This window comes from Rhizobacter koreensis, assembly GCF_013366375.1.
Lineage (GTDB): Bacteria > Pseudomonadota > Gammaproteobacteria > Burkholderiales > Burkholderiaceae_C > Schlegelella_A > Schlegelella_A koreensis.
Genome location: NZ_JABWMJ010000003.1, coordinates 76,525 through 101,854 on the forward strand (window position 1 = coordinate 76,525; position 25,330 = coordinate 101,854).

A 25,330-nucleotide genomic window follows, 5' to 3' on the forward strand; every position below is an offset into this window, starting at 1 on the left:
CCGCGCCGCCCTTCACGAGGCGCCGCGCGGCCGCGCCGCGGGCTCAGCCGACGCCGAGCGCCTTGGCCGCCTTGGCGAGCGTCTGCCGCGTCGTCCAGTAGGCGCGCCAGGGGTCGCCCGGCTCGTCGAGGCGCTCGGGCATCGTCGCGACGGTCCAGTGCGCGCCGCTCGTCAGCGAGCCGAGCTCGTCCCAGCTGCACGGCACCGACACGCCGAGCCCGGGCCGCGCCCGCACCGAGTAGGCCGCCGCGGTGGTCGCGCCGAAGCCGTTGCGCAGGTAGTCGACGAAGATCCTGCCGATGCGGTTCTTCGGGCCGCTCTTGAGCACGAAGCGATCGGGGAACACGCGCGAGAGGTGCGCGACGATGGCCTCCGAGACGTCCTTGACGCGCTCCCAGCGGTCCTTGGGCGTCAGCGGCACGACCACGTGCAGGCCCTTGCCGCCGCTCGTCTTCAGAAAGCTCGCGAGGCCGAGTTCGTCGAGCAGCTTGCCGGTGATGTCGGCGGCTTCCTGGATCTGCTTCCAGCCGACACCTTCGCCGGGGTCGATGTCGAAGATCATGCGGTCGGGCTTGTCGGCCGCCTTCGACGGCGAGTTCCAGGTGTGGAACTCGATCACGTTGGCCTGTGCCGCGCTGATGAGCGCGGTGAACGAGTCGATCTCGACCATCGGCGGCTTGCCGGGCAGGATCGACGGGTCGAGCTTCTTCAGCTCGGCGATCTTCAGCGTCTCGGCGTGGCGCTGGAACACGTGCGGGCCGGTGATGCCGGTCGGCGCGCGCACCATCGAGACCGGCCGGCCCGCCAGGTGCGGCAGCATCAGCCGCGCGACGTGCAGGTAGTGGTTGACGACGTCGACCTTGGTCGCGCCGGTCGACGGGTCGATCACGCGGTCGGGGTTGCTGACGCGCACGCCGAGCGACTCGGCGGTCGGGGCGTCGTCGGCCGCGGCGCGCTTCTTCGCTGGCGTCGTCGCCGACGTTTTCGCCGCGGTCTTGCTCGCGGCCTTGCCGGTGGATTTCGCCGCCGCGTGGGCCGACGCCGCCGGCGCCTCCTTGCCCTGGGTTGCCTTGCCCTCGCTCCTGGGCGCAGGCGCCGCCTGCGCGACCTCCGCATCCGCCGCGGCTTCGACCACGGCGCCCGGCTTGGCCTCCTCGCGGGTGATCGATTCCGCCGGCTTGTCGCTGCGCAGGCCGTGGAACACGGCATGGCGAACCCGGCCGTCCCTGGTCCACTCGCCGAACGACACCTCGGCGACCAGCGTCGGCTCGACCCAGTGGCCGCGCACGTCGCGCGGCTTTTCGACGAACGGCGTCTTCGCGGCACCGATGGCATCGAGGCGCTTCCTCAGCATGCGCAGCGTGGCCTCGTCGAAGCCGGTGCCGACGCCGCCGGCGAAGCGCAGGTTGCCGGCTTCGTCGTGGATGCCGAGCAGCAGCGAGCCGATGCCGGTGCGCGAGCCCTGCGGGTCGGTCCAGCCGCCGATCACGAACTCCTGGCGCTGCGTGCACTTGAGCTTGATCCAGTTCGGCGAGCGCTTGCCGACGTACGGTGAGTCGGCGCGCTTGCCGATCACGCCCTCGAGCCGCATGCGGCAGGCGTTCTGCAGCAGCTCCTCGGGCGTCGACGGGAAGTCCTGGCTGTAGCGGATCCGGCTCGCAGGATGGTCGGCGGTCGCGCGGCCGAGCACCGTGTCGAGCAAGGCACGGCGCTCGACCAGCGGCACGCTGCGCAGGTCGTGCCCGGCGCAGAACGGCAGGTCGAACAGGTAGTACTGGATGGCCTCGGTCTTCGACGCCTCGAACGCGTTCTGCAGCGCGTTGAAGTCGGGCGCGCCGCCGCTGCCGACGACGACGATCTCGCCGTCGTACCAGCCGGCCGGCAGCGCGAGCTGCTTCAGGTCGCGCGCCAGGCTGACCAGCTTGTCGGTCCAGTCGTTGCCGTTGCGGGTGAAGAGGCGAACGTCGCCGCCGTCGATTCTCGCGAGCAGGCGGTAGCCGTCGAACTTGATTTCGTAGACCCAGCCGGCGTCGTGCGGCGCGCTCGCGACCAGCGTGGCGAGTTGCGGGGCGAGCGTGGCCGGCACGGCGGCAGGCTGGGCGCCGGCGGGCAGCGCCAGCGTGTCGTCACCCGCCTCCGGTGGCGATGCGGCCGGCTCCGCCGGCTGCGCCAGCGGCTCCGGCTCAGTCGGCTTGGCGCGCTTGGTGGGTGCCTTGGCCGCTGCGCTCGCCTTGGTTCCCTTCGCGGCCGCGCGCCAGGCGGTCTTCTTCGCGGGCGCGGCGGTCTTCGATGCGCTCGCGGCACTGCCTTTCGTCGCGCTCCTGGTCGGCTTCTTGGCCGCCGGCTCCGGGGCCGCGTCGGCCGCCGCGGCGGCCTCCGCCGGCGTCGCCGTCGCGAGCGGCTTGGCGGACTTGCCGCTGCCGGCGCGCTGGTCCTCGATGGTCGCGCCCGAGAGCACGCTCGCGGGCAGTTCCTCGACGACGTTGAACTCCGACGCCGGCCGGGCCGCGTCGTCACGTTCCTTGATGAGGAGCCAGGGCTCCTGACGTTCGCCGGCGCGGCGGTGCATGCGCACCAGGGTCCAGCCGCCGTGCAGCTTCTCGCCGTAGAGGCGGAACTTCAGCTTGCCGGCGGCGTAGCCGGCACGCGGGTCGCCGATCGGCTCCCAGGTGCCGCGATCCCAGACGATCACCTGGCCGGCGCCGTACTGCTTGGGCGGGATCGTGCCCTCGAACGTCGCGTAGCCGAGCGGGTGGTCCTCGACGTGCACCGCCATCCGCTTGTCGGCGGGGTCGAAGCTGGGCCCCTTCGGCACCGCCCAGCTCTTGAGCGTGCCGTCGAGCTCGAGGCGGAAGTCGTAGTGCAGGCGGGTCGCCGCGTGCTTCTGGATGACGTAGCTCAGCGTGCCGCCTGCGGACGGCGTGCCGCCGGTCGGTTCGCTGGTGATCGAGAAGTCGCGCTTGTCGTAGTAGCGCTGCAGCGCCGTGGCCATCGGTCCTCCTCTGCGTCGTGTGTTCTTCGCCGGCGGGCCGGCACGCGCTCAGCCCGGGTCGGTCGCGCCGCCGAGCCGGTGCATCAGGCGCGGGATCTCGCCCGGCACCTCGCGCGCGAGGTAGCCGAGCGGCCCCTGCTGCTTCGCGAGCTCGCTGCCGGCGCGCGCGTGCAGGGCGACGCCCCAGACGGCGGCCTGCTCGAGCGGGGCGCCGCGTGCCGCGAGGCCGGCGATGATCCCGGCGAGCGTGTCGCCCGAGCCCGAGGTCGCGAGGCCGGCGTTGCCGCCGTCGTGGCGCCAGGTGCGGCCGTCGGGCGCGGCGATCACGGTGGTCGCGCCCTTGAGCGCCACCACCGCGTTCCAGCGCCGCGCCGCCTCGCGCGCGGTGCGCTCGCGGTCGGCCTTGATCTCGTCCTTCGAAAGGCCCGTGAGGTGCGCCATCTCGCCGGCATGCGGGGTCACGAGCACCGGGCGCCCCTCGCGGCGCGGACCGGTCACCGCGCCCATCGCCGACGCGTCGAGGATCACGGCGTAGTCGCCCTCGGCGCCCAGCCAATGCTCGCAGGCGCGGCAGACCGCGTCCTCGCCCTGCATGCCCGGGCCGATGAGAAGCGCCTGGCAGCGCGACAGCAGCTCGGTGAGCGGATGCGCGGCGTCGGTCTCGTGCACCGGGTCGGCGAGGGTGACGACGCGTGCCTCCGGCATCAGCAGCGCGAGCCCGGGCGCCACGCTCGCCGGCACCGCCAGCGTCAGCTTGCCGGCGCCGGCGCGCAGGGCGGCGATGCCCGCCAGCCATGCCGCGCCGGGCATCTCGGTGCTGCCGGCGACCACGATGGTGCGGCCGCGGCCTTCCTTGTCGCCGTCGTGCGGCGGCATCGGCAGCGCCCAGTCGCGCAGCAGGGCGTCGTCGACATCGACGATCGCGGGGGTGTCGGGTGTCTCGCGCTCGGGCGCCATCGGCTCAGGCTTTCGGTGCCGCCGGCACGTCCGGCTCGACAGTCACCGGCGCGCCCGCTTCGCGCAGCGGCGAGACGAAGTTCTGCAGCCTGAGCACCAGCTTGCCGTGGTGACCCGCGGCAGGGTCGAACTCGTACGAGGTGACGCCGCAGTTCGGCACGTCGGCCTGACGATCGATGTCGAGGATCTGCGCCTCGTCGAGACGCTCGAGCAGGTAGCGCATGCAGTTGACGGTGACCTGGTGCGCGACCACCAGCACCCGCTCGCGGCGGTACTCGCGCGTCACCATCTCGAGAAAGCTGCGCAGCCGCAGGATCACGTCGCACCAGCTTTCGCCGCCCGGCGGGCGGAAATAGAACTTGCCGACGTGGGTGCGCTGCGCCGACAGCTCCGGGTACTTCTCGCGGATGCCGAAGGTGGTGAGGCGGTCGAGGATGCCGAACTCCTTCTCGCGCAGGCGCTCGTCGATCACCAGCGGCACGTCCGCGAGGCCGGCGGCGTCGAGCACGTGGCGCGCGGTGGCGCGCGCCCGCACGTACGGCGAGCACAGCACGGCGTCGGGGCGCTCGCCCTCGGGCAGCTCGCCGAACCAGTGGCCGAGCGCATCGGCCTGGCGCTCGCCGAGCGCCGACAGCGGCACATCGACGTCGCGCGTCGCGATGTCGATGGTCGCCAGCCTCGCGGCCTCGGCCTCCTCGCGCGCGACGTTGCCGGCGCTTTGTCCGTGTCGCACCACCCACAGGGTGTGCGGCCATTTCTGCTCCAAGCCAAGCCTCCTTCGCCGCGCTGGGGCAACCCGCATACCCGTGGCCGGGTGGCTCGCCACAATCGTCCGGCGCGACGCCCGCGTGCCCGGAGGACTTTGCCATGGACGACCTGTTCTCGCTGCACGGACGCAGCGCCCTCGTGACCGGCGGTTCGCGCGGTCTCGGCCGCACGATCGCGGCCGGCTTCCTGGCGCGCGGCTGTCGCGTCTACATCTCGTCGCGCAAGGCCGCCGTGTGCGAGGCCACCGCGCGCGAGCTGGCGGCGCTCGGGCCGTGCGTGGCGCTGCCGGCCGACGTCGGCACGCTGGAGGGCATCCACGCCCTGCGCGACGCCTATGCGGCGCACGAGGGCTCGCTCGACATCCTCGTCAACAACGCCGGCGCGGCCTGGGGCGAACCCTTCGACAGCTTCCCCGAAGCGGGCTGGGACAAGGTGGTCGACACCAACCTGAAGGCACCGTTCTTCGTGACGCAGGCGTTCGCCGGGCTGCTGCGTGCCGCGGCGAGTGCCGAGCGGCCGGCCAAGGTGATCCACATCGCGTCGATCGACGGTCTCTCGGTGAATCCGCTCGAGACCTATTCGTACGCCGCGAGCAAGGCCGGCCTCGTGCACCTGACGCGGCGCATGGCGCTGCGCCTGGCGGCCGAGAACATCGTCGTCAGCGCGATCGCGCCCGGCGCGTTCGCGTCCGACATGAACCGGGCGGCGCGCGACCACGCCGACGAGGTCGCGGCGCGCATCCCGGCGCGGCGCATCGGGCGCGCCGACGACATCGTCGGTGCCGCGGTCTACCTGGCGTCGCGCGCCGGCGACTACGTGGTCGGCGAGACGCTGGTGGTCGACGGCGGGGTGACGCACGCGCGCTAGCGGCTCCGGCGGTGCGGCCCGAGCGCCTTCGCCATTGTTCGTCGGTGGACATTCACTTGCTTCTTGTTCACCGACGAACTAACATGGCGCGACCCCGGCAGAGCGCCGGATGCGAGCGAGGCCCCGATGAGTGCACTCCCGAAGCCGACCGCGCGGCACGTCGACCTCGAATCGGCAGGTGCTGCCGCCGCCGCGTTGCGGACGTTCTTCCGCCTGGCCGACGCGTGGGGCCTCAGCGTCACCGAGCAGACGCGCGTGCTCGGCGTCGCCCGCACCACGCTCCACCAGTGGAAGCAGGGCAAGGTCGCGCCGCTGGACCGCCACGTTCTCGAACGCCTGTCGCACCTGTTCGGCATCTACGCGGCGCTGCAGATCCTGCTGCCGGTGCCGCAGCGCGCCAACGAATGGGTCAGGAAGCCCAACACCGCGCCGCTGTTCGGCGGCGGCTCGGCGCTCGACCGCATGCTCGGCGGGCAGGTCGCCGACCTTTTCGTGGTGCGCCAGTACCTCGACGCGCAGCGCGGGGGCAAGGCTTGATCGACGTCACCCGCATCCCGGTCGAGCACACGCTCTGGAAGGCGTCGTACCGGCTGATCCCGTCGCGCTACCCCACGGTGGGCCTCTACGACGCGATCGCCGACCCGGCCGACCTCGACGTGGTGTTCGCGATCGAGGCGCTGGCCAATCCACGCCTGCGCGACGAAGCCGGCGAGGTGCGTCTGGTCGAGCCGGCCGAGCGCGTCAGCGGTCCGGGCAGCACGCCAATCATGGCTGCGTTCACCCACCTGAACCCGGAAGGCTCGCGCTTCTCGGACGGCACCTACGGCGTCTACTACGCCGCCGACACGCTGGAAACGTCGGTGATCGAGGTGAGCCACCACCGCGCGGTGTTCCTGCGCCGCACCGCGGAGCCGGCGATCGATGTCGACATGCGCCTCATCACCGCGACGGTCGACGCCGACCTGCACGATCTGCGCGGCACCGCACCGGCCGGCGAGGACTGGTCGGCCGCGCTCGACCCCGACAGCTACGCCGCCTCGCAACGCGTCGGGCGCGACCTGCGCGAGCACCGGAGCTGGGGCATCCGCTTCCCGAGCGTGCGCCATGCGGGCGGCGAATGCGTCGCGCTGCTGCGCCCGAAGGCGTTGCGCAACGCCAAGGCCGCTTCGCACATCGCGCTGCACTGGGACGGCGAGCGCATCTCGCACTGGTACGAGAAGAAGGCGCCGCAGCCGGTGAAGCCGTAAGCCGTCGCTAGCCCGTGCGGGGCACCCGGCCCGTCACCGGGTACGCGGGATCGGTGTAGCCGTGCGTCGACGCATGGCCGGGCGCGACGAGCGAGTCGACGAGCGCCTCGTCGTCGGCGTCGAACGGCACGTGAAGTGCCGCCAGGTAGTCGTTCCACTGCGCGAGCGTGCGCGGCCCGCCGATAAGACCGTGGACCAGCCGGTTGTTGAGCACCCAGCCGATCGCGAACTGCAGCGGCGTGCGACCCTTCGCGGCGGCGTGCGCGGCGATGCGCTCGGCGAGCGCGACCGACTCGGGGCGGAACTCGGTCTGCAGCATGCGCGGGTCGTTGCGTGCCGCGCGCGAGCCCTCGGGCGGTGCCGCATCGGGCCGGTACTTGCCGCTCAGCACGCCGCGCGCGAGCGGGCTGTAGGCGACCACGCCGACGCCGTAGGCCGCGCAGCACGGCAGGAGCTCGAGCTCGATCGCGCGCGACATCGCGTTGTACGGCGGCTGGCAGACGATCGGCTGCCCGATGCCCATCACGCTGCACAGCTCGACGGCGCGGGCGACCCGCCAGGCGCGAAAGTTCGACAGGCCGAAGTAGTGCACCTTGCCGCGCTCGACCAGGTGAGCGATCGCGGTCAGCGTCTCCTCGAGCGGGGTGCCGGCGTCGTCCCGGTGCAGGTACAGCACGTCGATCGAGTCGGTGCCGAGCCGCGCCAGGCTCGCGTCGACCGCCTGCAGCACGTGACGGCGCGAGGTGCCGCGGTCGTTCGGCCCCGGGCCCATGCGGTTGAAGAGCTTGGTCGCGATGACCCAGCGCTCGCGGTCGCGCGCGACCAGACGCCCGACCATGCGCTCCGACTCGCCGTCGGCGTACGAGTTGGCGGTGTCGATCGCGTTGACGCCGGCGTCGCGCGCCGCATCGACGATGGATGCCGCTTCGGCCTCGCCGGTCTGGTCGCCGAACATCATTGCGCCGAGCCAGAGCGGCGCGACCCGCAGGCCGCTCGCGCCGAGCGGCCGGTAGCGCATGCGGCGCTCGTCTTCGGCGGCCTCGCTCATTCCGGCGTCACCTTCGCGTTGCGGATCACCGCGCCCCACTTGGCGGTCTCGGCGGCGATGAACGAGTCGAACTCCTCGGGCGTGCCGCCGACCGGAATCGTGCCCATGCCGTCGAGGCGTCCCTTCACGTCGTCCATGCGCACGATGCGAGCGACCTCGTCGGCGACGCGCCTGACGATCTCGCGTGGCGTGCCGGCGGGCGCGAGGATGCCGGCCCAGGTGCTGCCGGTGAAGTTGGGAAAGCCCTGCTCGATGAACGTGGGCACGTCGGGCGCGGCCGGCAGGCGCCGGTCGCTCGAGATGCCGATGAGGCGCACGCGCCCGGCCTTGCCGGGGTTGATGAGCCCCGACGCGGCGTCGAAGAAGAGCTGGATCTGGCCGCCCATCAGGTCGGTGAGCGCCGGGGCCGCACCGCGATACGGGATGTGGACCATGTAGGTGCCGGTCTGCGCCTTCAGCAGCTCGGTGGTGAGGTGCGCCGCCGAGCCGTTGCCGCTCGACCCGAAGCTCACCCGGCCGGGGTTGCGCCGGGCGTAGTCGACGAGCTCGCGTGCGGTCTTGAACGGCGCGTCGTTGTTGACCGCGGCGAGCAGTGGCGAGATGCCGATCAGCGACACCGCCGCCAAATCCTTGCGCGGGTCGTACGGCAGCTTGGGGTAGAGCGAGGTGTTGGCGGCGTAGGCCGCGATCACCACGCCGAACGTGTAGCCGTCGGGCGGCGCCTTGGCGATGAGGTCGACGCCGATGATGCTGTTGGCGCCCGGCTTGTTGTCGATCACGATGGTCTGACCGAGCCGCTCCTGGAGCTTCTGCGTGATGAGGCGCGCCGTCACGTCGGTGAAGCCGCCCGGCGTGTACGGCACGATCATGCGGATCGGCTTGTTCGGCCAGGCCGGCTGAGCCCGCAGCGCGGGCGTGGCCAGGCTGCCCGCACCGGCGAGCAGGCCGAGGTTGAAGCGGCGGCGGTCGATCGGGCGTCGGGTCATCGGTGTCTCCGTTAATGTTCGTGGGGTGACCGGCGCAGCTCCGCGGCAGCGGCCGTGCCCGGTCGATGAGGATGAGCACGCGTCGAGCCGCGCCCGGCGGCCGACGCGTTCACGGCGCGCGGCCGTACGCCTCGCGCAGCTCGCGCTTCATCACCTTGCCGATCGCGCTGCGCGGCAGCTCGTCGACGAGGCGCAGGTCGGCCACGCGCTGGGTCTTGCCGACGCGTGCGTTGAGCCAGTCCTTGAGCGTGCCGGCATCGACATTCGCGTCGCCCCGGGCGACGACGAACGCCACCGGCGTCTCGCCCCACGTGGCGGACGGCACGCCGACGACGGCGGCCTCGACGACGGCGGGGTGCTCGCGCAAGGCCGCCTCGAGATCGCTCGGATAGATGTTGAAGCCGCCGCTGATGACGAGGTCCTTCTTGCGGTCGAGCAGGGTGAGGAAGCCGTCGGCGTCGAAGCGGCCGACGTCGCCGGTGCGGATGAAGCGCTTGCCGGATGGGTCGAACCATTCGGCCTCGGCGGTGAGGTCCGGCCGACCGTGGTAGCCGGTCATCATGCCGCGCGAGTGGCCGACCACCTCGCCGACCTCGCCTGGCGCGACCTCGATGCCGCGCTCGTCGATCAGGCGGATGTCGTGACCCGGCGCCGGCGGGCCCACGGTGTGGAGCTTGTCGGGGTGCTCGTGGGCGTCGAGGATGCAGGTGCCGCCGCCCTCGGTCATGCCGTAGAACTCGACCAGGCCGCCGGGCCAGCGCGCGAGCACGTCGGCCTTCAGCGCGGCGCTGAACGGTGCGCTGGTGCAGAACTTCATGTGGAACGACGTCAGGTCGTGGGCGTCGAAGTCGGCGAGCGCCATGATGCGCTGGTACTGCACCGGCACCAGCATCGTGTGGGTCGCGCGGTGGCGTTCGGCGAGCGCGACGTAGCGCGCGGCGTCGAACTTGGCCATCAGCACCACGCTGCCGCCGTACGCCAGCGTCGGGAAGAACACCACCAGCGTGGTGTTCGAGTAGAGCGGTGTCGCGAGGATGGTCACGCCGTGCGGGCCGTAGCCGTAGGCGGCGCCGCGCTCGATGTGGGCGTCGCGCATGCCGTGCGACTGCACGATCCCCTTGGGCGTGCCGGTCGTTCCCGACGAATAGATGATGTTGCACGGCCACTCGGGCTGCACCTCGACCGGCGTCGGCGTGCTGCCGGGCGGCATCAGCCAGCCGTCGAGCGGCGTGCCGCGGGCCGCCCTGTCGAGCGCGACGATCGGCACGCCCTCGGGCACGCGGTCGAGCAGCGCGGCGGCGGCGGCGTCGGCGAACAGGCGCCCGGGCCCGGCGTCGCCGAGCATCGCGGCGAAGCTCTCGGGCGACACCGACGGCGCGAGCGGCGCGACCGCGGCGCCGGCGCGCAGCGCGCCGAGGAAGACCGCCGCGTAGCGCGGCGTCGAGTGCGCGCAGATCGCCACGACGTCGCCCGGGCCGATGCCGTCGCGCTGCAACGCCGCCGCGACGCGGTCGAGCAGGGCGTCGAAGGCTGCGTAGTCGAGCCGCTCGTCGTCCTGCAGCAGGGCTGGCGCCGACGGGCGCGCGCGTGCGTGCTCGCGCACCCGGTCGGCGAGCGAGCGGAAGCGCGGCGCCGCGGTCATCGGGTCGGGGGTGGGCCCGCCCGAAGCCGACGTCGCCGCCGGCGCGTCGGCAGACGCTTCACGTGCCGACGCGGCCGCCGATGCCGCGCGCGGGCTTGCGTCGTCGTGGTCGCCCGCCGTCACCGCACTACTTCGCCGCCAGGCCGAGGCGCTCGATCAGCGCCTTGTCCTTGGCGTAGGTCTCGCGCGCCCAGCGCTGGTACTCGTCGCCGGTGCGGTACCAGACCTCCTGGTTGAGCTGCTCCATCAGCTCGGCGTGACGCGGGTCGTCGATCGCCTTCTTGAACGCGTCGTGGATCACCTTGACCACCGCCGGGTCCATGCCCTTCGGGCCCACGAGGCCGTACGGCGACTGCGACACGACGTTGTAGCCGAGCTCCTGTGCGGTCGGCACCTGGGGCCAGCGCTTGGTGCGGCGCTCGCCGAAGGTGACCAGCAGGCGCATCTGCCCGCTGTCGACGAACTTGTCCCAGCCGGTGGCGTCGCTCTGCGCCATCACGTGGCCGCCGAGCAGCGCCGACTGCAGGTCGGCGTTGCCCTTGAACGGGATGTGGTTCAGCTGGACCTTGGCATTGATCGCGACCTCTTCCAGTAGCAGGTGCGGCGACGAGCCGATGCCGGTGGAGCCGTAGTCGATCTTGCCGGGATTCTTGCGCGCCGCCTCGATGTAGTCGTTGAAGGTCTTGTACGGCGAGTCGGAGCGGACCGTGAAGCCGAAGGTGTAGCCCGACACGCCCATGATGAAGGTGAAGTCCTTGAGCGGATCCCAGGGCACCTTCTGCATGTGCGGGATGCGCAGCATGCCGAGCGGGAACTGCGAGATCGTGTAGCCGTCGGGCCTGGCGGTCATGGCCATGTTGCCGGGGCCGAGGGTCCCGCCGCCGCCCGGGCGGTTCTCGATGACGATGTTCTGACCGAGGTGCTTGCCGGCAAGCTCGGCGAGCAGGCGATGGTGACGGTCGGTCGAACCGCCCGCGGGCCACGGCACGATCAGCGTGATCGGCTTGGTCGGAAAGCTCTGCGCGTGCAGCGGGCCGGCCGCGCAGGCGAGCGCCGCCACGGCAAGCAGACGCCGGCGCCGGCTGAAGGATGGGGTCATGGGGTCTCCGGATCTTGAGGTCGTGCGACCGGACGGCCGCGGAGCACGATCTTCCCATCGGCCACGCCCCCGCGTGCCTCGCGAAATGCCGGGTCTTACCCTCGATTCAGCATGCGCGCGACGCCGCCGGCGGGCGCACCATCCGGTCGAGCAGTTGCTCGAGCGCGGCGCCGAGGTCGTCGCAGCGTCCGGTGTGCACCGGCGAGGTCTGGATCGCGGTGCTGCGCGGCGCGGCGAGCCAGTGGAAGCGCTCGCGCACCGAGAGGCGCCCGAGCGGCCCGGCCGCGGCGCCGCCGGCACAGATCGCGGGGATGCTGTCGAGCGCGGCGCGAATCGACGCCAGGTCGAGCGCAGGGTCGAGCGCCTGGAGGCGTGCCTCGTCGACCTCGATGCGCGCCGCGAGGTAGCCCTTGGCGTCGCACGAGACGATCACCCCCACGTTGACGAACTCGCCGCGCTCGACCCGGGGGACGACGCGGACGATGGCGTAGTCATACGTGCTCGGCGTGGGCACGGATGGCCTCCTCGAGGAACGCGCGCGGCGCCGCCAGGCGCAGGGTCAGGTATCGCACATAGGCGGCGCGGTGCTCGGCGTGGCTCGCGAACGGCGCATGCGCCTCGAGCCACGAGTCGGGGATCGCGGCGACGACGCGGTCGATCAGTTCGGGCGTCACCGCGGCCGCCATGTCGGCGTCGACCTCGGCGAGTCGGCTCGCGCGACCGATCAGCACGTGGTCGCGGACCAGCGCGAACGCGCTCTTGGCACGCGTCTCGACGTCGCGCCAGTCGTGGTGCACGTAGAGCGCGGCACCGTGGTCGATCAGCCAGAGCTTGCGGTGCCACACCAGCATGTTGGTGTTGCGCGGCGTGCGGTCGAGGTTGGTCACGAAGGCGTCGAACCAGACGATCCGCGACGCCAGCTCGGGGTCGGGCTCGAACGCGAGCGGATCGAACGTCACCGAGCCGGGCAGGTAGTCGAGCGCGAGGTTGATGCCGGCGCTCGGGTCGGCGGCGGCCTCGCCGCTGTCGGCCGCCGGCGTCGCGCTGGCGCGGATCAGGTCCTGGATCTCGGGGTCGGGCTCGGTGCGCGCGAGGTCGCCGTCGAGCCGCACGAAGACGATTTCGGGCACCGGCAGGCCCGTGGCGCGTGCGATCTCGCCGGCGACCAGCTCGGCGATCAGCGCGCGCGGGCCCTGGCCGGCGCCGCGGAACTTGAGCACGTACATCCCGGAGTCGTCGGCCTCGACGATCGCGGGCAGCGATCCGCCCTCGCGCAGCGGCGTGACGTAGCGGGTGGCGGTGACGGTTCGCATGGGGCGGCTCGGGCAGGCGCGCATTGTCGTCGCGAGCGGCCTCCGCCGCCGCGGCGAGCGTCCCCCGGCGGCACGCATCGCGCGGTGCGCAACCCGCGCGCGGACGGGCCTTGAAACGCCTCGCGCCGCCTCCACATGCCGCGCTTGCACAACCCGTCCCGCTCCGAACAACCATGAACAAGCAGACGCTTTCGTTCCAGGCCGAAGTCAAGCAGATCCTTCACCTGGTCACGCATTCGCTCTATTCGAACAAGGAAATCTTCCTGCGCGAGCTGATCTCGAACGCCTCGGATGCGTGCGACAAGCTGCGTTTTGAGGCGCTCAACAACTCCGCCCTGTACGAGGACGCGCCGAACCTCGAGGTCCGCGTCAGCTTCGACGCCGGGGCGAAGACGCTGACCATCACCGACAACGGCATCGGCCTTTCGGCCGACGAGGCGGTCAACAACCTCGGCACCATCGCCAAGAGCGGCACCCGTGAGTTCATGGCCGCGCTCGAAGGCGAGCAGAAGAAGGACGCGCAGCTGATCGGCCAGTTCGGGGTCGGCTTCTACAGCGCGTTCATCGTTGCCGACCGGGTGACGGTCGAGTCGCGCCGCGCCGGCCTGCCTGCGGAGGAAGGCGTGCGCTGGTCGTCCGACGGCAGCGGCGACTTCGAGGTCGAGACCATCACCCGTCCGCAGCGCGGCACCAGCGTCACGCTGCACCTGCGCGAGGGCGAGGAGGAGTTCCTCGCCGGCTGGAAGCTGCGCTCGATCGTCGGCAAGTACTCCGACCACATCTCGCTGCCGATCCTGATGCAGAAGGAGGAGTGGGACCCCGAGGCCAAGGAGCAGAAGAAGAGCGACGAGTGGACCGCGGTCAACAAGGCGTCGGCCCTGTGGACGCGCAACAAGAACGAGATCACGCCCGAGCAGTACGTCGAGTTCTACAAGCAGATCAGCTACGACACCGAGGCGCCGCTCACCTACACCCACAACCGCGTCGAAGGTCGCAGCGAGTACACCCAGCTGCTCTACATCCCGTCGAAGGCGCCGTTCGATCTGTGGAACCGCGACAAGCGCGGCGGCGTCAAGCTCTACGTGCGGCGCGTCTTCATCATGGACGACGCCGAGGCGCTGATGCCGGTCTACCTGCGCTTCGTGAAGGGCGTGATCGACAGCGCCGACCTGCCGCTCAACGTGAGCCGCGAGCTGCTGCAGGAAAGCCGCGACGTGAAGGCGATCCGCGAGGGCTCCACGAAGCGCGTGCTCTCGATGCTGGAGTCGCTGGCCGACAGCGAGGACGAGGCCGAACGCGCCAAGTACGCCGCGTTCTGGAAGGACTTCGGCCAGGTGCTCAAGGAAGGCGTCGGCGAGGACCACGCCAACCAGGAGCGCCTCGCCAAGCTGCTGCGCTTCGCGTCGACGCATGCCGACGAGGGCGTCTCGTTCGTCGACTACGTCAAGCGCATGAAGGACGGCCAGGAGGCGATCTACTACGTGACCGCCGACTCGCTCGCTACCGCCAAGAGCAGCCCTCAGCTCGAGATCTTCAGGAAGAAGGGCATCGAGGTGCTGCTGCTCGTCGACCGGGTCGACGAGTGGCTGCTGAGCCACCTCTACGAGTTCGACGGCAAGCCGCTGCAGAGCGTCGCCAAGGGCGCGGTCGACCTCGGCAAGCTCGAGGACGAGGAAGAGAAGAAGCACGCCGAGGAGGTCGCGACCGCGTTCAAGCCGACCCTGGACCGCCTGAAGGAGACGCTCAAGTCGCGCGCCAAGGACGTGCGCGTGACGACACGCCTCGTCGATTCGCCCGCCTGCCTGGTGGTCGAGGAGGGCGACATGAGCGCGCACCTCGCGCGTCTGCTCAAGCAGGCCGGGCAGGACGCGCCGAAGGCGCTGCCGATCCTCGAGGTGAACGCCGAGCACGCGCTCGTCAGGCGGCTGGAAGCAAGCGAGAAGTTCGACGACCTCGCGAACATCCTGTTCGACCAGGCGATGCTCGCCGAGGGCGGCCAACTCGAGGACCCGGCGGCGTACGTGCAGCGCGTGAACGGCTTGCTGCTTGCGGCCTGAGGCTCGGCTCGCTCGCGGCGCCGCCCTGGGCGTCGCGCCCCTGCCGCGGATCGCGGTGCGGGCAGGCGCGAGCGCGGTGATTGCCGCCTGTCGCGGATCACGCGCGCGCTTCGATCGGCGTCAGCCCGGATCGACCAGCGGCGCCTCGTCCATCGCCGCAAGCTGCTCGCGCAGCCGCGTCACCTGCTCGGCCCAGTACTTCGGGCTCTCGAACCACGGGAACGCGATCGGGAACGCGGGGTCGTTCCAGCGCCGCGCGATCCACGCGCTGTGGTGCAGCATGCGCAGCGTGCGCAGCGGCTCGACGAGGGCGAGCTCGCGGCCGTCGAAGTCCATGAACGCGCGGTAGCCGTCGAGCAAGGGGCCGAGCTGGCGCAGCTGGGTCGGGCGGTCGCCCGCGAGCAGCATCCAGAGGTCCTGCACCGCCGGGCCGTTGACCGCGTCGTCGAGGTCGACGAAATGCGGCCCGTGATCGGTCCAGAGCAGGTTGCCGACGTGGCAGTCGCCGTGCAGGCGGATCGAGCGCGTGCCGGCCGTCTCGAACGCGTCGGCGACGCGCGCGAGAACGGCATCCGTAAGAGCGCGCCATTCGGTCGCCACGTCGGGCGAGACCACGTCGTGGTCGATCAGCCAGTCGCGGTTGCGGGTGCCGAAGGTCGCGAGGTCGAGCGTCTCGCGCGTCGCGAACGGGGCCTCGGCGCCGACCGCGTGCATGCGGCCGATGAAGCGGCCGATCCACTCCAGCGTGGCCGGGTCTTCGAGCTCGGGCGCGCGGCCCGCCATGCGCGGGCTCACGCTGAATCGGTAGGTCGAGGCCTCGCTGTCGAACGCGGCGAGCGTGGGGCCGAGCCGGCGCGCGCGCGGCGCCTCGCGCGAGGTCTGGTCGATCGCCAGCGGCCACGTCGGCGCGACCGGGATCTCGGCGGCCGCGAGCTCGTTCGCGAACGCGTGCTCCTCGAGGATCTGGGCGTCGCTCCAGCGCCCCGGGCGGTAGAACTTGGTGACCACCGCCCGGCCGTCGTCGAGCATCACCTGAAAGACGCGGTTCTCGTACGAATTGAGCTGGATCAGCCGGCCGTCGCCGACCAGCCCGACGGCGTCGAGCGCATCGAGCACGAGGTTCGGCGCGAGATCGCGGTAGGGGGTCGCGGCGTCATGCGCGTCGGGGCCGGCGGGGTGCATCGCGGCATCGTACGCGCGACGCCCGGCCGCGTCAGTGGCGGCGCGGCGGCTCGGGCTCGCGCTCGGGAGCGTCGTCGCCGGCGTCGCTTTCGGGGGAGCGGAGGGCGTCGGGGATCGTCGACGCGCCGGCGTCGTCGCTGGCCGTGATCTCGCGCCAGCCGACCGAGCGGCCGCGGCGGGGCGCGTGCGCCACACCATCGCCGGGCGGCATGAAGTCGCTGTTGCCGAACGCCTCGAGGCGGCTGTCGGGGGCGAAGAACGAGTCCTGGAACAGCGAGGAGTCCTGCCAGAGTGCGCTGCGCTCGGCACGGCGCGTCGCGACCGTGCTCGAGAGGGTGTCGCGGACGTCGCTGAGCGGGTCGGGCGCCGGTGCCGATGCCGGCTGCGGGCTGCGCGCACCGGCCGACGCGCTCGACGGCACCAGCAGCTGCAGCTCGGCGACCGACGGCAGGTTGTCGGCCGGACAGCGCAGGTACCGCACCCGGCAGGCGGTAAGCACCGCCTGCTTGATCTGCAGCGAGCGCCGCGCCGCGTTCTTCTCGGCGTCGAGGTCGAGCGCGGCGAGCACGCGGCCGTTCGGGCTGCAGACGGCGAAGGTCACGTGGGCGCCGCCGAGCAGGTCGAACCAGTAGCGCACCGCGCTCGGGTCGGTCGGCTGGCAGAAGCGCACCAGCGGCAGCTTGGACAGCACGATGTGGTGCGGCAGCGCTTCGCGCAACAGCCGGTAGACGCGGCGCTCGTCGACCGAGAACACCGGGCGCGGCGTCAGCGCCCATTCGGTCGGCAGGGCGCCGGCGCTGCGGCGGCGCTGCGCGATCACGAGCCAGCCGGCGAGCGCGACCGCGACGAGCGCGGCGACGCCGGCGGAGATCCAGGGGATCGGTTCCATGTGGGGGCTGGACGCGAGGATGGGCCGCCACGGTGCGGCGCTCGCGAACGGCGTGATGCTACGGGGTCACCCCGAGCTCCGGCGTGGGACAAGCCCGAATTCCGACGGAAGGCAGGAACGCGCTGCTCCGTCGGCCAACGCGTGCAAGAGGTCGTCGGACGCTCGCCCGCCTGAGTCGCGCCGTCGCCGATGGTGCCGGTCCGGGGTCGTGCACCGCGCGACCGCGCGCGGGCGCTGACTCCTGCCGAACGTGTCGCCTCAGGCTGCCGGGGGGTCGTGCGGCTCGGCCGGCTCGTCGTGCCGATGCGGCGCGACCCAGCTGTTGAGCTGGTGCGCGTGCAGCTTGAGGCGGTAGTCGAACTCCCCCGCCTGCTCGCCGATCATCTCGCCCAGGTGCGACGCGAACGTGTCGGGCGGCAGGCGCAGCCAGGCGTGGGACTCGGTGCCGTCGCGCTCGACCGTGGCACCGGCGTCGCGGGCGATCTTCAGCATCGCCGTGTTCTCGCTCAGGGCGTGGATAAAGAGCTTCTCGACGTCGCGGTTGCGCGCGTGCAGCATCGCGTGCTCGAAGAGCAGGCGACCCAGGCCGCGCCGGCGCACGTGCGGCAGCACCGAGACGCCGAACTCCGACATCCCCGGCCGGGCGGCGTCCTTCGAGCCGAGGTCGTGCGCGAGATGGGCGGTGGCGATGAGGTCGAGGCGGCGGTTGAAGATGCCGAACACCTCGTCGCGGTCGAAGTCGATGGCGTCGACATAGCGCGCCAGCTGATCGTCGGTGGCGATGTAACCGAAACGCAGATAGCGCGAGCGCTCGTCGAGCGCGCGCAGATGTTCCAGGATGCGGGGGCGGTGGTGCGGGCCAAGCGTGCGGATCGGCACCCACGTCCACTTCGCCAGCGCGTTGCCGCCAAGTGCCGTTGCGGGCCGCGAGGACGCGGCAGCCTGGTCGTGGACCGAAGAGGGATGCGGCGCGTGGTTCATGTCGATTCCAGGGTTAACCCGTATTGTAGGTGGGGCGCGCAGCGCGGACGGCCAGCGCGCGACTTGTCCACGCGGCACGCGTGCCCGGCGTCACGAGGGGCGGTGCTCGCTCAGAGTGGCTCCGGGGTGCGAAAGCCTGCTATACTCGCGGGCTTTCCTGCGCTCACCCGTCGCGGGAAAATCCTGGCCGATCGCTCATGCAGCGCGCGCGGCCGGGGTGGTGGCCGCAAGCGGCCGGCCGGCGTTGCCGGTTTTCGCAGCCAGGTGAGAGCCCGCCATTCGAAGCGGCGCCGAGCCCGGTCAGCGGCCACCTTCCATAGCATACGGGTCGAACCAACTCCGGACCTTTCTTCCATGAAGACCTTCAGCGCCAAGCCGGCCGAGGTGACGCATGAGTGGTTCGTGATTGACGCGACCGACAAGGTCTTGGGCAGGGTGGCCAGTGAAGTCGCCCATCGCCTGCGCGGCAAGCACAAACCCATCTACACGCCTCACATCGACACCGGCGATTTCATCGTCATCGTCAACGCCGACAAGATCCGCGTCACCGGCAACAAGGCCAACGACAAGGTGTACTACCGCCACTCGGGCTTCCCGGGCGGCATCTACGGCACCAAGTTCAAGGACATGCAGGCGCGCCATCCGGGCCGCGCCCTCGAGAAGGCCGTCAAGGGGATGCTTCCGAAGGGCCCGCTCGGCTACGCGATGATCAAGAAGCTGAAGGTCTATGCCGGTGGCACGCACCCGCACACCGCGCAGCAGCCCAAACCGCTCGACATCTAGGACTCGCGATGATCGGAAATTGGAACTACGGAACCGGCCGTCGCAAGTCGTCGGTGGCGCGCGTCTTCATCAAGAAGGGCAGCGGCCAGATCCTCGTCAACGGCAAGCCGCTCGACCAGTACTTCGGCCGTCAGACGTCGATCATGGTCGTGCGCCAGCCGCTGGTGCTGACCGCCAATGACGGCACGTTCGACATCAAGGTCAACGTGCACGGCGGTGGCGAGTCGGGCCAGGCCGGCGCGGTGCGCCACGGCATCACCCGCGCGCTCGTCGACTACGACGCGGCGCTCAAGCCCGAGCTCAGCCGGGCAGGCTTCGTGACGCGCGATGCGCGCGAAGTCGAGCGCAAGAAGGTCGGCCTGCACGGCGCGCGCCGCCGCAAGCAGTTCAGCAAGCGCTGATCGGGCGCGCCCTCGCGGGTGCGTCTTCGCCCTGCCTGGCGGGGCGGTCCACGGGCCGGTCATGTACCGGCCCGTTTGCTTTGTTGGTGCCGCTCGCCCGGCGCGCTTCGCGGCGCCGCCGCGGGCGTCTTGAAATGCCGCCCCGCGGCCGCCACGTCGAGGAAGACCCTCCCCGGCAACCGCGCCGACGCGTTCGCGCGGCATCGCCGATAATCCCCGCTTCGGCGCATCGCCGATGGAGCAAGACATGAGCGCACTCGCCGACGACATCATCAGCCACGCCGACCTCGATGCACCGCCGCCGATCATCTTCACCGACAGTGCGGCGAACAAGGTGAAGGAACTGGTCGACGAGGAAGGCAATCCCGACCTCAAGCTGCGGGTGTTCGTGCAAGGCGGCGGCTGCTCGGGCTTCCAGTACGGCTTCACGTTCGACGAGATCGTCAACGACGATGACACCGAGATGAACAAGAACGGCGTCACCCTGCTGATCGATGCGATGAGCCTGCAGTACCTGGTCGGCGCCGAGATCGACTACAAGGACGACCTGCAGGGCGCCCAGTTCGTGATCAAGAACCCGAACGCGACGACCACTTGCGGCTGCGGGTCGAGCTTCTCGGCCTGATCTTTCGCCCTCGTGACCAGGCCGCCTGCGGGCGGCTTTTTCATGGGCGGGCAACTCGGCGCCGGTGCTCGCCAGGCGCGCGCGACTCGCGGCGGCGGGCCTTCGCGGCGGCAACCTGCTGGTGAGCCGCTGTCCGGCTCGGCTCGATCAGCCGGCCGGGTAGAGCGCTCCCAGCACGCGCTCGCCGGCGGCGCCCGTGACGGCGCTCAGGTTGCCGGGCCTGCGCTCGACGAAGGCGCGGGCGAGCCAGGCGAACGCCGCGGCCTCGACCTGCGTCGGCGGCAGGCCTCGCTCGCTGCTGGCGACGACCGGCACCTCGTGCAGGTGCTGTTGCAAGCGCTGCATCAGATCGCCGTTGAACGCACCGCCGCCGCACACGATCAGCTCGCTCGAGCCGGGTGCATGACGCCGCAGGGCGTCGGCGCAGCTGCGCGCGGTCAGCTCGGCCAGCGTCGCCTGCACGTCGGCGGGCGCCCGCTGGGGCGTATTCGTGCTGCCCGGCAGGCGGGCCGCGAGCTGCCGCTCGAGCCACTCGGCGTTGAAGCGATCGCGGCCGGTGCTCTTGGGCGGGGCGAGCGCGAAGTAGGGGTCGGCAAGCATCGCCTGCAGGAGGGCGGCGTCGACACGGCCGCTCGCCGCCCACGCACCGTCGCGGTCGAACGGCTCGCCGCGGTGGCGTTCGCACCAGCCGTCGAGCAGCGCGTTGGCCGGGCCGCAGTCGAAGCCGAGCGTGCCGCCGTCGGCGCCGAGCAGCGTGAGGTTGGCGATGCCGCCGAGGTTCAGCACCGCGACGTCGGCGTCACGGCCGAACAGCGCGCGGTGGAACGCCGGCACCAGCGGCGCGCCCTGGCCGCGCGCCGCGACGTCGCGGCTGCGGAAATCGGCGACCACGTCGATGCCGCTGCGCTCCGCGAGGAGGGCCGGCGCGTTCAGCTGCAAGGTGTAGCCGATGCCGTCGAACTCGCCGGGCCGGTGGCGAACGGTCTGACCATGCGCACCGATCGCCCGCACGCGGTGGCGCGGCCAGTTCGCCGCCGCGAGCAACGCCTCGACGATCTCGGCATAGAGGGCGGCGAGCGCGTTGCCGGCCAGCGCGGCGCGGTGCAGCTCGTCGGCGCCCGGTCGGTTGAGCGCCAGCAGCTCGCTGCGCAGCGCGGGGTCGAAGGGCCGGTGCGCGTGCGCGCGAACCTCGATCGCGCCGGGCTCGTCGAAGGTCGCGAGCACGCCGTCGACGCCATCGAGCGAAGTGCCCGACATCAACCCGATGTAGCCGTCCATCGGGCGATTGTGCCGGGGCCGCGATCGCTGCCGCGACGGTGCGCGCGAACTGGCAGCGGCCTTGCGTGAACGCGGAAAACGAAAGGCCCGCAGCGCGGGCCTTGAGGAGCGCGGCCCGCGCTGCGGGCCTGAGCCTTACTCGCCGTACGTCGTCGACGAGAGCGACTGCGCGACCTGCAGCTGCGTGCGCACCGCTTGCGCGAGCTGCGCGAAGCGCGCCCTCGCCGCGGGCGACACCGCGACGGCCTGCGAGCCCTGGGCGACCGCCAGCGGATCCTGCTGGACGCCGCCGATCTTGACCTCGAAGTGCAGGTGCGGGCCGGTGGCCCAGCCGGTCGCGCCGACCGCGCCGATCAGCGCCCCCTGCTCGATGCGCTGGCCGGGAGCGACCGCGATCTGGCTGAGGTGCGCGTACACCGTCTCGCGGTCGTTCGCGTGGCGGATGTGGACGACGTTGCCGTAGCCGTTCTGCCAGCCGGCGAACTCGACCACGCCGTTGCCCATCGCGCGCACGGGCGTGCCGGTGGGAGCCGCGTAGTCGACGCCCTTGTGCGCGCGCCAGGTGTTGAGCACCGGGTGCATGCGCATCGAAAAGCCCGACGTCACGCGCGAGAACTCGAGCGGGCTCGACAGGAACGTGCGCAGCTTGCTCTGGCCGTTGAGGTCGTAGTAGCCGCCCTTGGAGTCGCCTTCCTTGAACCAGACCGCCGAGTGGGTCTGGCCATCGTTGACGAACTCGGCGGCGAGGAGGCGGCCGACGCCGGCGTTCCAGGTGATCGGTTCACCGTCGGCGGTGAGCGCCTCGTAGACCACCGAAAACGTCGCGCCCTTTCGCAGCTCGCGGTGCATGTCGACGTCGGTGGCGAACGCCTCGGCAAGCTGCGTCGCGACGGCGTCTGGGATGTCGGCGGCGTCGGTCGCCGCGAAGAGGGTGGTGCGCACGACGCCGCTGCCCATGCGGACCTCGGCCGACAGCGGCGCGAGCTCGCGGGTGGCCTTGAAGCCGCCGCCGAAGCGCGTGACCTTGAGGCGCGTGAAGCGGGTGCTGACCAGCTCGGGCATCGGCGCCGCGAAGCGCGCGACCAGCTCGTCGAGCTCGCCCGACGCGTTGGTGCGCACCTGCACCATCTTGCCGCCGCGGCCGTCGAGCAGCTGACGGGCGACGGCGTCGCTGCGCAGGAAGGCGGCAGCGCCGGGGTCGTTGACGTTGAGCCGGCGCAGCAGCGACTCGGCGGTGTCACTCGGGCGCGTGAGGTCGGTGCGGTAGAGCTCGAGCTCCTGCTCGGCGAGCGCCTCGACCTGCGCCTGCAGGCCTGCGGGCGCCACGATCTCGGTGACCACGCGCTGCGCGATCGGTGCATCGTCGGCTTCGAGAGGGGCCAGACCGAAGGCGGTCGCGCCGAAGCCGCCCAGAGCGATGACGACGGCGGCGGTGAGGGAGCGGGGGTGGCGGGAGACGAAGCGGCCGGTGCGTTGGCTTGCGGAAGCGACGGCACCGTCGAGCAGGTCGAGAGGATTCAAATCGCGCGGAGCGGATCGCTCGGTCTGGAGGCACGGCACGGGCCGCTGCCTGGTGGAAATCACCGCCTGGGTGACCACCTAGAATGCGTGGTTCCCTGCCGGCCTGAACTGAGTCGGTCCGAGCTCGCTGGCTCGACCCGCTGCGCAGTATACCGATCCGACTTTTTGCGCAACTCCCCAAATGCCTGACATTCACGGTGTTTTTGACTCGATCGGGTCGGGCCAGAACCATCCGGTTACAGATCGCGCACGCGAGGCGCTGGAGATCACGAAGCTGCGCAGCCAGGAGCTGCTTCCCGAGACCGCCTGGCTCGCCAAGCTCGCCCGCGCCGAAGCGACGGGCATTCCCCTGCGCATCAAGCTCGGCCTCGATCCCACGGCGCCCGACATCCACATCGGCCACACGGTGGTCCTCGACAAGCTGCGCCAGCTGCAGGACCTGGGTCACACGGTGATCTTCCTGATCGGCGACTTCACGTCGATGATCGGCGACCCCTCGGGCCGCAACACCACGCGCCCGCCGTTGACCCGCGAGCAGATCGAGGCCAACGCAGCCACCTACTCGGCGCAGGTGAGCGGCCTGCTCGACCCCGCGCGCACCGAGGTTCGCTACAACTCGGAGTGGAGCGACGCGCTCGGCGCGCGCGGGATGATCCAGCTCGCGGCGCGCTACACGGTGGCGCGCATCATGGAGCGCGACGACTTCACCAAGCGCTTCCGCGACGGCACGCCGATCAGCGTGCACGAGCTGCTCTATCCGCTGATGCAGGGCTACGACTCGGTCGCACTCAGGAGCGACCTCGAGATCGGCGGCACCGACCAGAAGTTCAACCTGCTGGTCGGGCGCGCGCTGCAGGCCGAGTACGGCCAGGAAGCGCAGTGCGTGCTGACGATGCCGCTGCTCGAAGGCCTCGACGGCGTCGAGAAGATGTCGAAGTCGAAGGGCAACACCATCGGCATCACCGAACCGCCGAACGACATGTTCGGCAAGCTGATGTCGATCAGCGACACCCTGATGTGGCGCTACTTCGAACTGCTGAGCCGGCGCACGCCGGGCGAGATCGCCGCGCTGCGCCACGAGGTCGAGGGCGGCCGCAACCCGCGCGATGCCAAGGTCATGCTGGCGACCGAGATCACGGCTCGCTTTCATGGCGCGGCCGCGGCGCGTGCGGCCGAGGCCGACTTCGACAACCGGGCGCGCGGCGGTATCCCGGACGTGATTCCCGAGGTCACGCTCGCCGGCGCGCCGCTCGGCATCGGCAGCCTCCTCAAGCAGGCCAACCTCGCGCCTTCCACCAGCGAGGCGATGCGCCTCGTCGATGGCAGCGGGGTGCGCATCGACGGCGCGGTGGTCAGCGATCGCGGGCTCAGGCTGCCTGCCGGAACGTTCGTGGTGCAGGTCGGCAAACGCAAGTTCGCGCGCGTCACGCTGACCTGATCGCGCGGCGCGAAGCCGAAGTGCCGCCTAGCGACGCCGAGTCCGCCGCCCGTCGCCATCGCCAGCCCCTCGCGTCGATCGGCGGTAGCGCTCGTGTCGATCCGCGCCGTCGCCGGACCCGGCTGCCCAATGAGAAAGGCCCGCTGCCTTCCGGCAAGCGGGCCTTCGTTCGAGAGGGGACGCTTATTCCGCGTACTGGCCCGCCGCCTTGATGATCGGGCTCCACTTGTTGATCTCGGCCTCGACGAACTTCTTGTGTTCGGCGCCGCCAATGCGCGCGTCGTTGACGACCACGGCACCGAGCGCCTCTTCACGCTTGATGAAGTCGGGGTCCTTGAGCGCCACTCGCAGCGCGGCATTGATCTTGTCGGTGACCGCCTTGGGCGTGCCCTTGGGCGCGTAGAGGGCGTGCCAGATCGTCACGTTGAAGCCCTTGACGCCGAGCTCGTCCATCGTCGGGACGTTCTTCAGCGCCGGGGTGGTGAGACGCTTGGTCGTCGTCACGGCATAGACCTTGACCTTGCCGGCCTCGATCTGGCCCGTGGTGTTGGTCGTCTGGTCGCACATCAGGTCGACTTGGCCGCCGAGCAGGTCGTTCATGGCCGGTGCGGTGCCCTTGTAGGGAACCGTCTGCATGTCGATCTTCAGCGAGCTCTGCAGCAGCAGGCCGCACAGGTGCGACGCCGCGCCGATGCCGGCGTTGGCGAGGTTGATCTTGCCCTTGTTCGCGTCGAGCCACTTGCGCAGTTCGGCGAAGTTGTTGGCCGGCAGCGTCGGGCGGCCGATCAGCGTCATCGGCACCTCGTTGATCATGCCGAGGTACTCGAAATCGTCGAGCGTGTTGTAGGCGAGCTTGCGGTACAGCGTCGGCGCGGTGCTGATGCCGGCGTGATGCAGCAGCAGCGTGTAGCCGTCGTTCGCGGCGCGGGCAACCTTGGTCGCGCCGAGCGTGCCGCCGGCGCCGCCGACGTTGTCGATGATGATCGACTGTCCGCCCATCGGCTTGCGCATCGCTTCCGCGAGGTCGCGGGCCACCTTGTCGGTCGGCCCGCCCGCCGCGAACGGAACGACGATGGTCACCGGCCGGTCCGGGTACTCGGCGGCCGTGGCGGCGGCACACAGGAGCGTCACGGCGACGCCAGCTAGCAGTCTCTTCATCGGGAAAGTCCTCATGGAGGGTTTGGGTTGACGCGATTGTGCGGAGTCGCTTCGAGCGCGCAAGCGGGAAAACAACGGGGTACGGGCTTTGCGCGGCG

General features: G+C 71.2%; 23 protein-coding genes. 8 read left to right on the forward strand and 15 right to left on the reverse strand.

Annotation, left to right across the window (positions count from 1 at the left end):
* Positions 1–43: 43 nt before the first annotated feature.
* From ligD to HQN59_RS07325, 3 genes are read right to left on the reverse strand one after another with little or no spacing between them, the layout of a single operon-like run.
* Positions 44–2,992 carry a DNA ligase D gene (gene ligD, locus HQN59_RS07315; RefSeq protein WP_176067659.1) on the reverse strand — a complete coding sequence of 983 codons (2,949 nt, stop codon included), beginning with the start codon at positions 2,990–2,992 and terminating at the stop codon, positions 44–46.
* A 48-nt stretch (positions 2,993–3,040) separates the two neighbouring features.
* Positions 3,041–3,949, reverse strand: coding sequence for an NAD(P)H-hydrate dehydratase (locus tag HQN59_RS07320; protein ID WP_176067662.1), 909 nt, complete (start codon positions 3,947–3,949; stop codon positions 3,041–3,043).
* A 4-nt stretch (positions 3,950–3,953) separates the two neighbouring features.
* A complete protein-coding gene (locus tag HQN59_RS07325) occupies positions 3,954–4,715 on the reverse strand; it encodes a histidine phosphatase family protein (RefSeq protein ID WP_176067664.1) in 762 nt (253 codons plus the stop codon).
* 101 nt (positions 4,716–4,816) lie between these two features.
* On the opposite strand from HQN59_RS07325, the gene HQN59_RS07330 reads away from it, so the two are divergent.
* The 3 genes from HQN59_RS07330 (at position 4,817) to HQN59_RS07340 (ending at position 6,831) form a co-directional block, all read left to right on the forward strand.
* Positions 4,817–5,584 carry an SDR family oxidoreductase gene (locus HQN59_RS07330; RefSeq protein ID WP_176067666.1) on the forward strand — a complete coding sequence of 256 codons (768 nt, stop codon included), beginning with the start codon at positions 4,817–4,819 and terminating at the stop codon, positions 5,582–5,584.
* A 126-nt stretch (positions 5,585–5,710) separates the two neighbouring features.
* On the forward strand, positions 5,711–6,121 hold the full coding sequence (locus HQN59_RS07335) for an MbcA/ParS/Xre antitoxin family protein (protein ID WP_176067668.1): 411 nt from the start codon (positions 5,711–5,713) through the stop codon (positions 6,119–6,121).
* Entirely contained in the window at positions 6,118–6,831 is a 714-nt protein-coding gene (locus tag HQN59_RS07340) for an RES family NAD+ phosphorylase (RefSeq protein WP_217703954.1), read from the forward strand. Before HQN59_RS07335 ends, HQN59_RS07340 begins: the two co-directional genes overlap by 4 nt.
* Positions 6,832–6,838: 7 nt before the next feature.
* Here HQN59_RS07340 and HQN59_RS07345 read toward each other — a convergent pair whose 3' ends face one another.
* The 6 genes from HQN59_RS07345 to HQN59_RS07370 all read right to left on the reverse strand — a co-directional run bounded on the left by HQN59_RS07345 (position 6,839) and on the right by HQN59_RS07370 (position 12,919).
* The gene (locus HQN59_RS07345; RefSeq protein ID WP_176068421.1) at positions 6,839–7,849 is read right to left on the reverse strand and encodes an aldo/keto reductase; all 1,011 of its coding nucleotides are present in this window, start codon (positions 7,847–7,849) and stop codon (positions 6,839–6,841) included.
* A gap of 26 nt (positions 7,850–7,875) precedes the next feature.
* A complete protein-coding gene (locus HQN59_RS07350; RefSeq protein ID WP_176067669.1) occupies positions 7,876–8,865 on the reverse strand; it encodes a tripartite tricarboxylate transporter substrate binding protein in 990 nt (329 codons plus the stop codon).
* A 109-nt stretch (positions 8,866–8,974) separates the two neighbouring features.
* A complete protein-coding gene (locus HQN59_RS07355) occupies positions 8,975–10,507 on the reverse strand; it encodes a class I adenylate-forming enzyme family protein (protein ID WP_176068423.1) in 1,533 nt (510 codons plus the stop codon).
* 127 nt (positions 10,508–10,634) lie between these two features.
* Positions 10,635–11,606, reverse strand: coding sequence for a tripartite tricarboxylate transporter substrate binding protein (locus HQN59_RS07360; RefSeq protein WP_176067672.1), 972 nt, complete (start codon positions 11,604–11,606; stop codon positions 10,635–10,637).
* 106 nt (positions 11,607–11,712) lie between these two features.
* Positions 11,713–12,120, reverse strand: coding sequence for a DUF3037 domain-containing protein (locus HQN59_RS07365; RefSeq protein ID WP_176067674.1), 408 nt, complete (start codon positions 12,118–12,120; stop codon positions 11,713–11,715).
* Positions 12,098–12,919 (reverse strand): HipA family kinase, encoded by an 822-nt coding sequence (locus HQN59_RS07370; RefSeq protein ID WP_176067676.1) that lies wholly within the window; start codon positions 12,917–12,919, stop codon positions 12,098–12,100. The genes HQN59_RS07365 and HQN59_RS07370 overlap by 23 nt, the downstream gene beginning before the upstream one ends.
* A gap of 173 nt (positions 12,920–13,092) precedes the next feature.
* Between HQN59_RS07370 and htpG the strand changes: the two genes are divergently transcribed.
* Positions 13,093–14,976, forward strand: a complete 1,884-nt coding sequence (gene htpG, locus HQN59_RS07375) for a molecular chaperone HtpG (RefSeq protein WP_176067678.1) — start codon at positions 13,093–13,095, stop codon at positions 14,974–14,976.
* A gap of 120 nt (positions 14,977–15,096) precedes the next feature.
* Here htpG and HQN59_RS07380 read toward each other — a convergent pair whose 3' ends face one another.
* The 3 genes from HQN59_RS07380 to HQN59_RS07390 all read right to left on the reverse strand — a co-directional run bounded on the left by HQN59_RS07380 (position 15,097) and on the right by HQN59_RS07390 (position 18,028).
* A complete protein-coding gene (locus HQN59_RS07380; protein ID WP_176067680.1) occupies positions 15,097–16,158 on the reverse strand; it encodes a serine/threonine protein kinase in 1,062 nt (353 codons plus the stop codon).
* A gap of 31 nt (positions 16,159–16,189) precedes the next feature.
* Positions 16,190–17,047 carry a DUF2726 domain-containing protein gene (locus tag HQN59_RS07385; protein WP_176067682.1) on the reverse strand — a complete coding sequence of 286 codons (858 nt, stop codon included), beginning with the start codon at positions 17,045–17,047 and terminating at the stop codon, positions 16,190–16,192.
* A gap of 258 nt (positions 17,048–17,305) precedes the next feature.
* On the reverse strand, positions 17,306–18,028 hold the full coding sequence (locus HQN59_RS07390) for a GNAT family N-acetyltransferase (protein ID WP_176067684.1): 723 nt from the start codon (positions 18,026–18,028) through the stop codon (positions 17,306–17,308).
* A 354-nt stretch (positions 18,029–18,382) separates the two neighbouring features.
* On the opposite strand from HQN59_RS07390, the gene rplM reads away from it, so the two are divergent.
* From rplM to erpA, 3 genes are all read left to right on the forward strand, one after another.
* Positions 18,383–18,811 (forward strand): 50S ribosomal protein L13, encoded by a 429-nt coding sequence (gene rplM / locus HQN59_RS07395; protein ID WP_176067686.1) that lies wholly within the window; start codon positions 18,383–18,385, stop codon positions 18,809–18,811.
* An 8-nt stretch (positions 18,812–18,819) separates the two neighbouring features.
* On the forward strand, positions 18,820–19,212 hold the full coding sequence (rpsI, locus tag HQN59_RS07400; RefSeq protein WP_176067688.1) for a 30S ribosomal protein S9: 393 nt from the start codon (positions 18,820–18,822) through the stop codon (positions 19,210–19,212).
* 247 nt (positions 19,213–19,459) lie between these two features.
* On the forward strand, positions 19,460–19,837 hold the full coding sequence (gene erpA, locus HQN59_RS07405) for an iron-sulfur cluster insertion protein ErpA (RefSeq protein WP_176067691.1): 378 nt from the start codon (positions 19,460–19,462) through the stop codon (positions 19,835–19,837).
* A gap of 147 nt (positions 19,838–19,984) precedes the next feature.
* On the opposite strand, the gene HQN59_RS07410 is transcribed toward erpA, so the two are convergent.
* Both HQN59_RS07410 and HQN59_RS07415 read right to left on the reverse strand, forming a co-directional pair.
* Positions 19,985–21,115 carry an anhydro-N-acetylmuramic acid kinase gene (locus tag HQN59_RS07410; RefSeq protein ID WP_176067693.1) on the reverse strand — a complete coding sequence of 377 codons (1,131 nt, stop codon included), beginning with the start codon at positions 21,113–21,115 and terminating at the stop codon, positions 19,985–19,987.
* Positions 21,116–21,250: 135 nt separating this feature from the next.
* Positions 21,251–22,636 carry a M23 family metallopeptidase gene (locus tag HQN59_RS07415; protein WP_246294766.1) on the reverse strand — a complete coding sequence of 462 codons (1,386 nt, stop codon included), beginning with the start codon at positions 22,634–22,636 and terminating at the stop codon, positions 21,251–21,253.
* Positions 22,637–22,817: 181 nt separating this feature from the next.
* Here HQN59_RS07415 and tyrS point away from each other — a divergent pair, with 181 nt between their 5' ends.
* Positions 22,818–24,074: a tyrosine--tRNA ligase gene (gene tyrS, locus HQN59_RS07420; RefSeq protein WP_176067695.1), complete on the forward strand. Its 1,257-nt coding sequence runs from the start codon at positions 22,818–22,820 to the stop codon at positions 24,072–24,074.
* 183 nt (positions 24,075–24,257) lie between these two features.
* Here tyrS and HQN59_RS07425 read toward each other — a convergent pair whose 3' ends face one another.
* Positions 24,258–25,232 carry a tripartite tricarboxylate transporter substrate-binding protein gene (locus HQN59_RS07425; RefSeq protein ID WP_176067697.1) on the reverse strand — a complete coding sequence of 325 codons (975 nt, stop codon included), beginning with the start codon at positions 25,230–25,232 and terminating at the stop codon, positions 24,258–24,260.
* Positions 25,233–25,330 lie beyond the last annotated feature (98 nt).

Bases quoted from the DNA above. Each gene is read 5' to 3' on its own strand.
- ligD (WP_176067659.1), bottom strand. From the start codon at position 2,992: ATGGCCACGGCGCTGCAGCGCTACTACGACAAGCGCGACTTCTCGATC.
- HQN59_RS07320 (WP_176067662.1), bottom strand. From the start codon at position 3,949: ATGGCGCCCGAGCGCGAGACACCCGACACCCCCGCGATCGTCGATGTC.
- HQN59_RS07330 (WP_176067666.1), top strand. From the start codon at position 4,817: ATGGACGACCTGTTCTCGCTGCACGGACGCAGCGCCCTCGTGACCGGC.
- HQN59_RS07335 (WP_176067668.1), top strand. From the start codon at position 5,711: ATGAGTGCACTCCCGAAGCCGACCGCGCGGCACGTCGACCTCGAATCG.
- HQN59_RS07345 (WP_176068421.1), bottom strand. From the start codon at position 7,849: ATGCGCTACCGGCCGCTCGGCGCGAGCGGCCTGCGGGTCGCGCCGCTC.
- HQN59_RS07350 (WP_176067669.1), bottom strand. From the start codon at position 8,865: ATGACCCGACGCCCGATCGACCGCCGCCGCTTCAACCTCGGCCTGCTC.
- HQN59_RS07355 (WP_176068423.1), bottom strand. From the start codon at position 10,507: ATGACCGCGGCGCCGCGCTTCCGCTCGCTCGCCGACCGGGTGCGCGAG.
- HQN59_RS07360 (WP_176067672.1), bottom strand. From the start codon at position 11,606: ATGACCCCATCCTTCAGCCGGCGCCGGCGTCTGCTTGCCGTGGCGGCG.
- HQN59_RS07370 (WP_176067676.1), bottom strand. From the start codon at position 12,919: ATGCGAACCGTCACCGCCACCCGCTACGTCACGCCGCTGCGCGAGGGC.
- htpG (WP_176067678.1), top strand. From the start codon at position 13,093: ATGAACAAGCAGACGCTTTCGTTCCAGGCCGAAGTCAAGCAGATCCTT.
- HQN59_RS07380 (WP_176067680.1), bottom strand. From the start codon at position 16,158: ATGCACCCCGCCGGCCCCGACGCGCATGACGCCGCGACCCCCTACCGC.
- HQN59_RS07385 (WP_176067682.1), bottom strand. From the start codon at position 17,047: ATGGAACCGATCCCCTGGATCTCCGCCGGCGTCGCCGCGCTCGTCGCG.
- HQN59_RS07390 (WP_176067684.1), bottom strand. From the start codon at position 18,028: ATGAACCACGCGCCGCATCCCTCTTCGGTCCACGACCAGGCTGCCGCG.
- rplM (WP_176067686.1), top strand. From the start codon at position 18,383: ATGAAGACCTTCAGCGCCAAGCCGGCCGAGGTGACGCATGAGTGGTTC.
- rpsI (WP_176067688.1), top strand. From the start codon at position 18,820: ATGATCGGAAATTGGAACTACGGAACCGGCCGTCGCAAGTCGTCGGTG.
- erpA (WP_176067691.1), top strand. From the start codon at position 19,460: ATGAGCGCACTCGCCGACGACATCATCAGCCACGCCGACCTCGATGCA.
- HQN59_RS07410 (WP_176067693.1), bottom strand. From the start codon at position 21,115: ATGGACGGCTACATCGGGTTGATGTCGGGCACTTCGCTCGATGGCGTC.
- tyrS (WP_176067695.1), top strand. From the start codon at position 22,818: ATGCCTGACATTCACGGTGTTTTTGACTCGATCGGGTCGGGCCAGAAC.
- HQN59_RS07425 (WP_176067697.1), bottom strand. From the start codon at position 25,232: ATGAAGAGACTGCTAGCTGGCGTCGCCGTGACGCTCCTGTGTGCCGCC.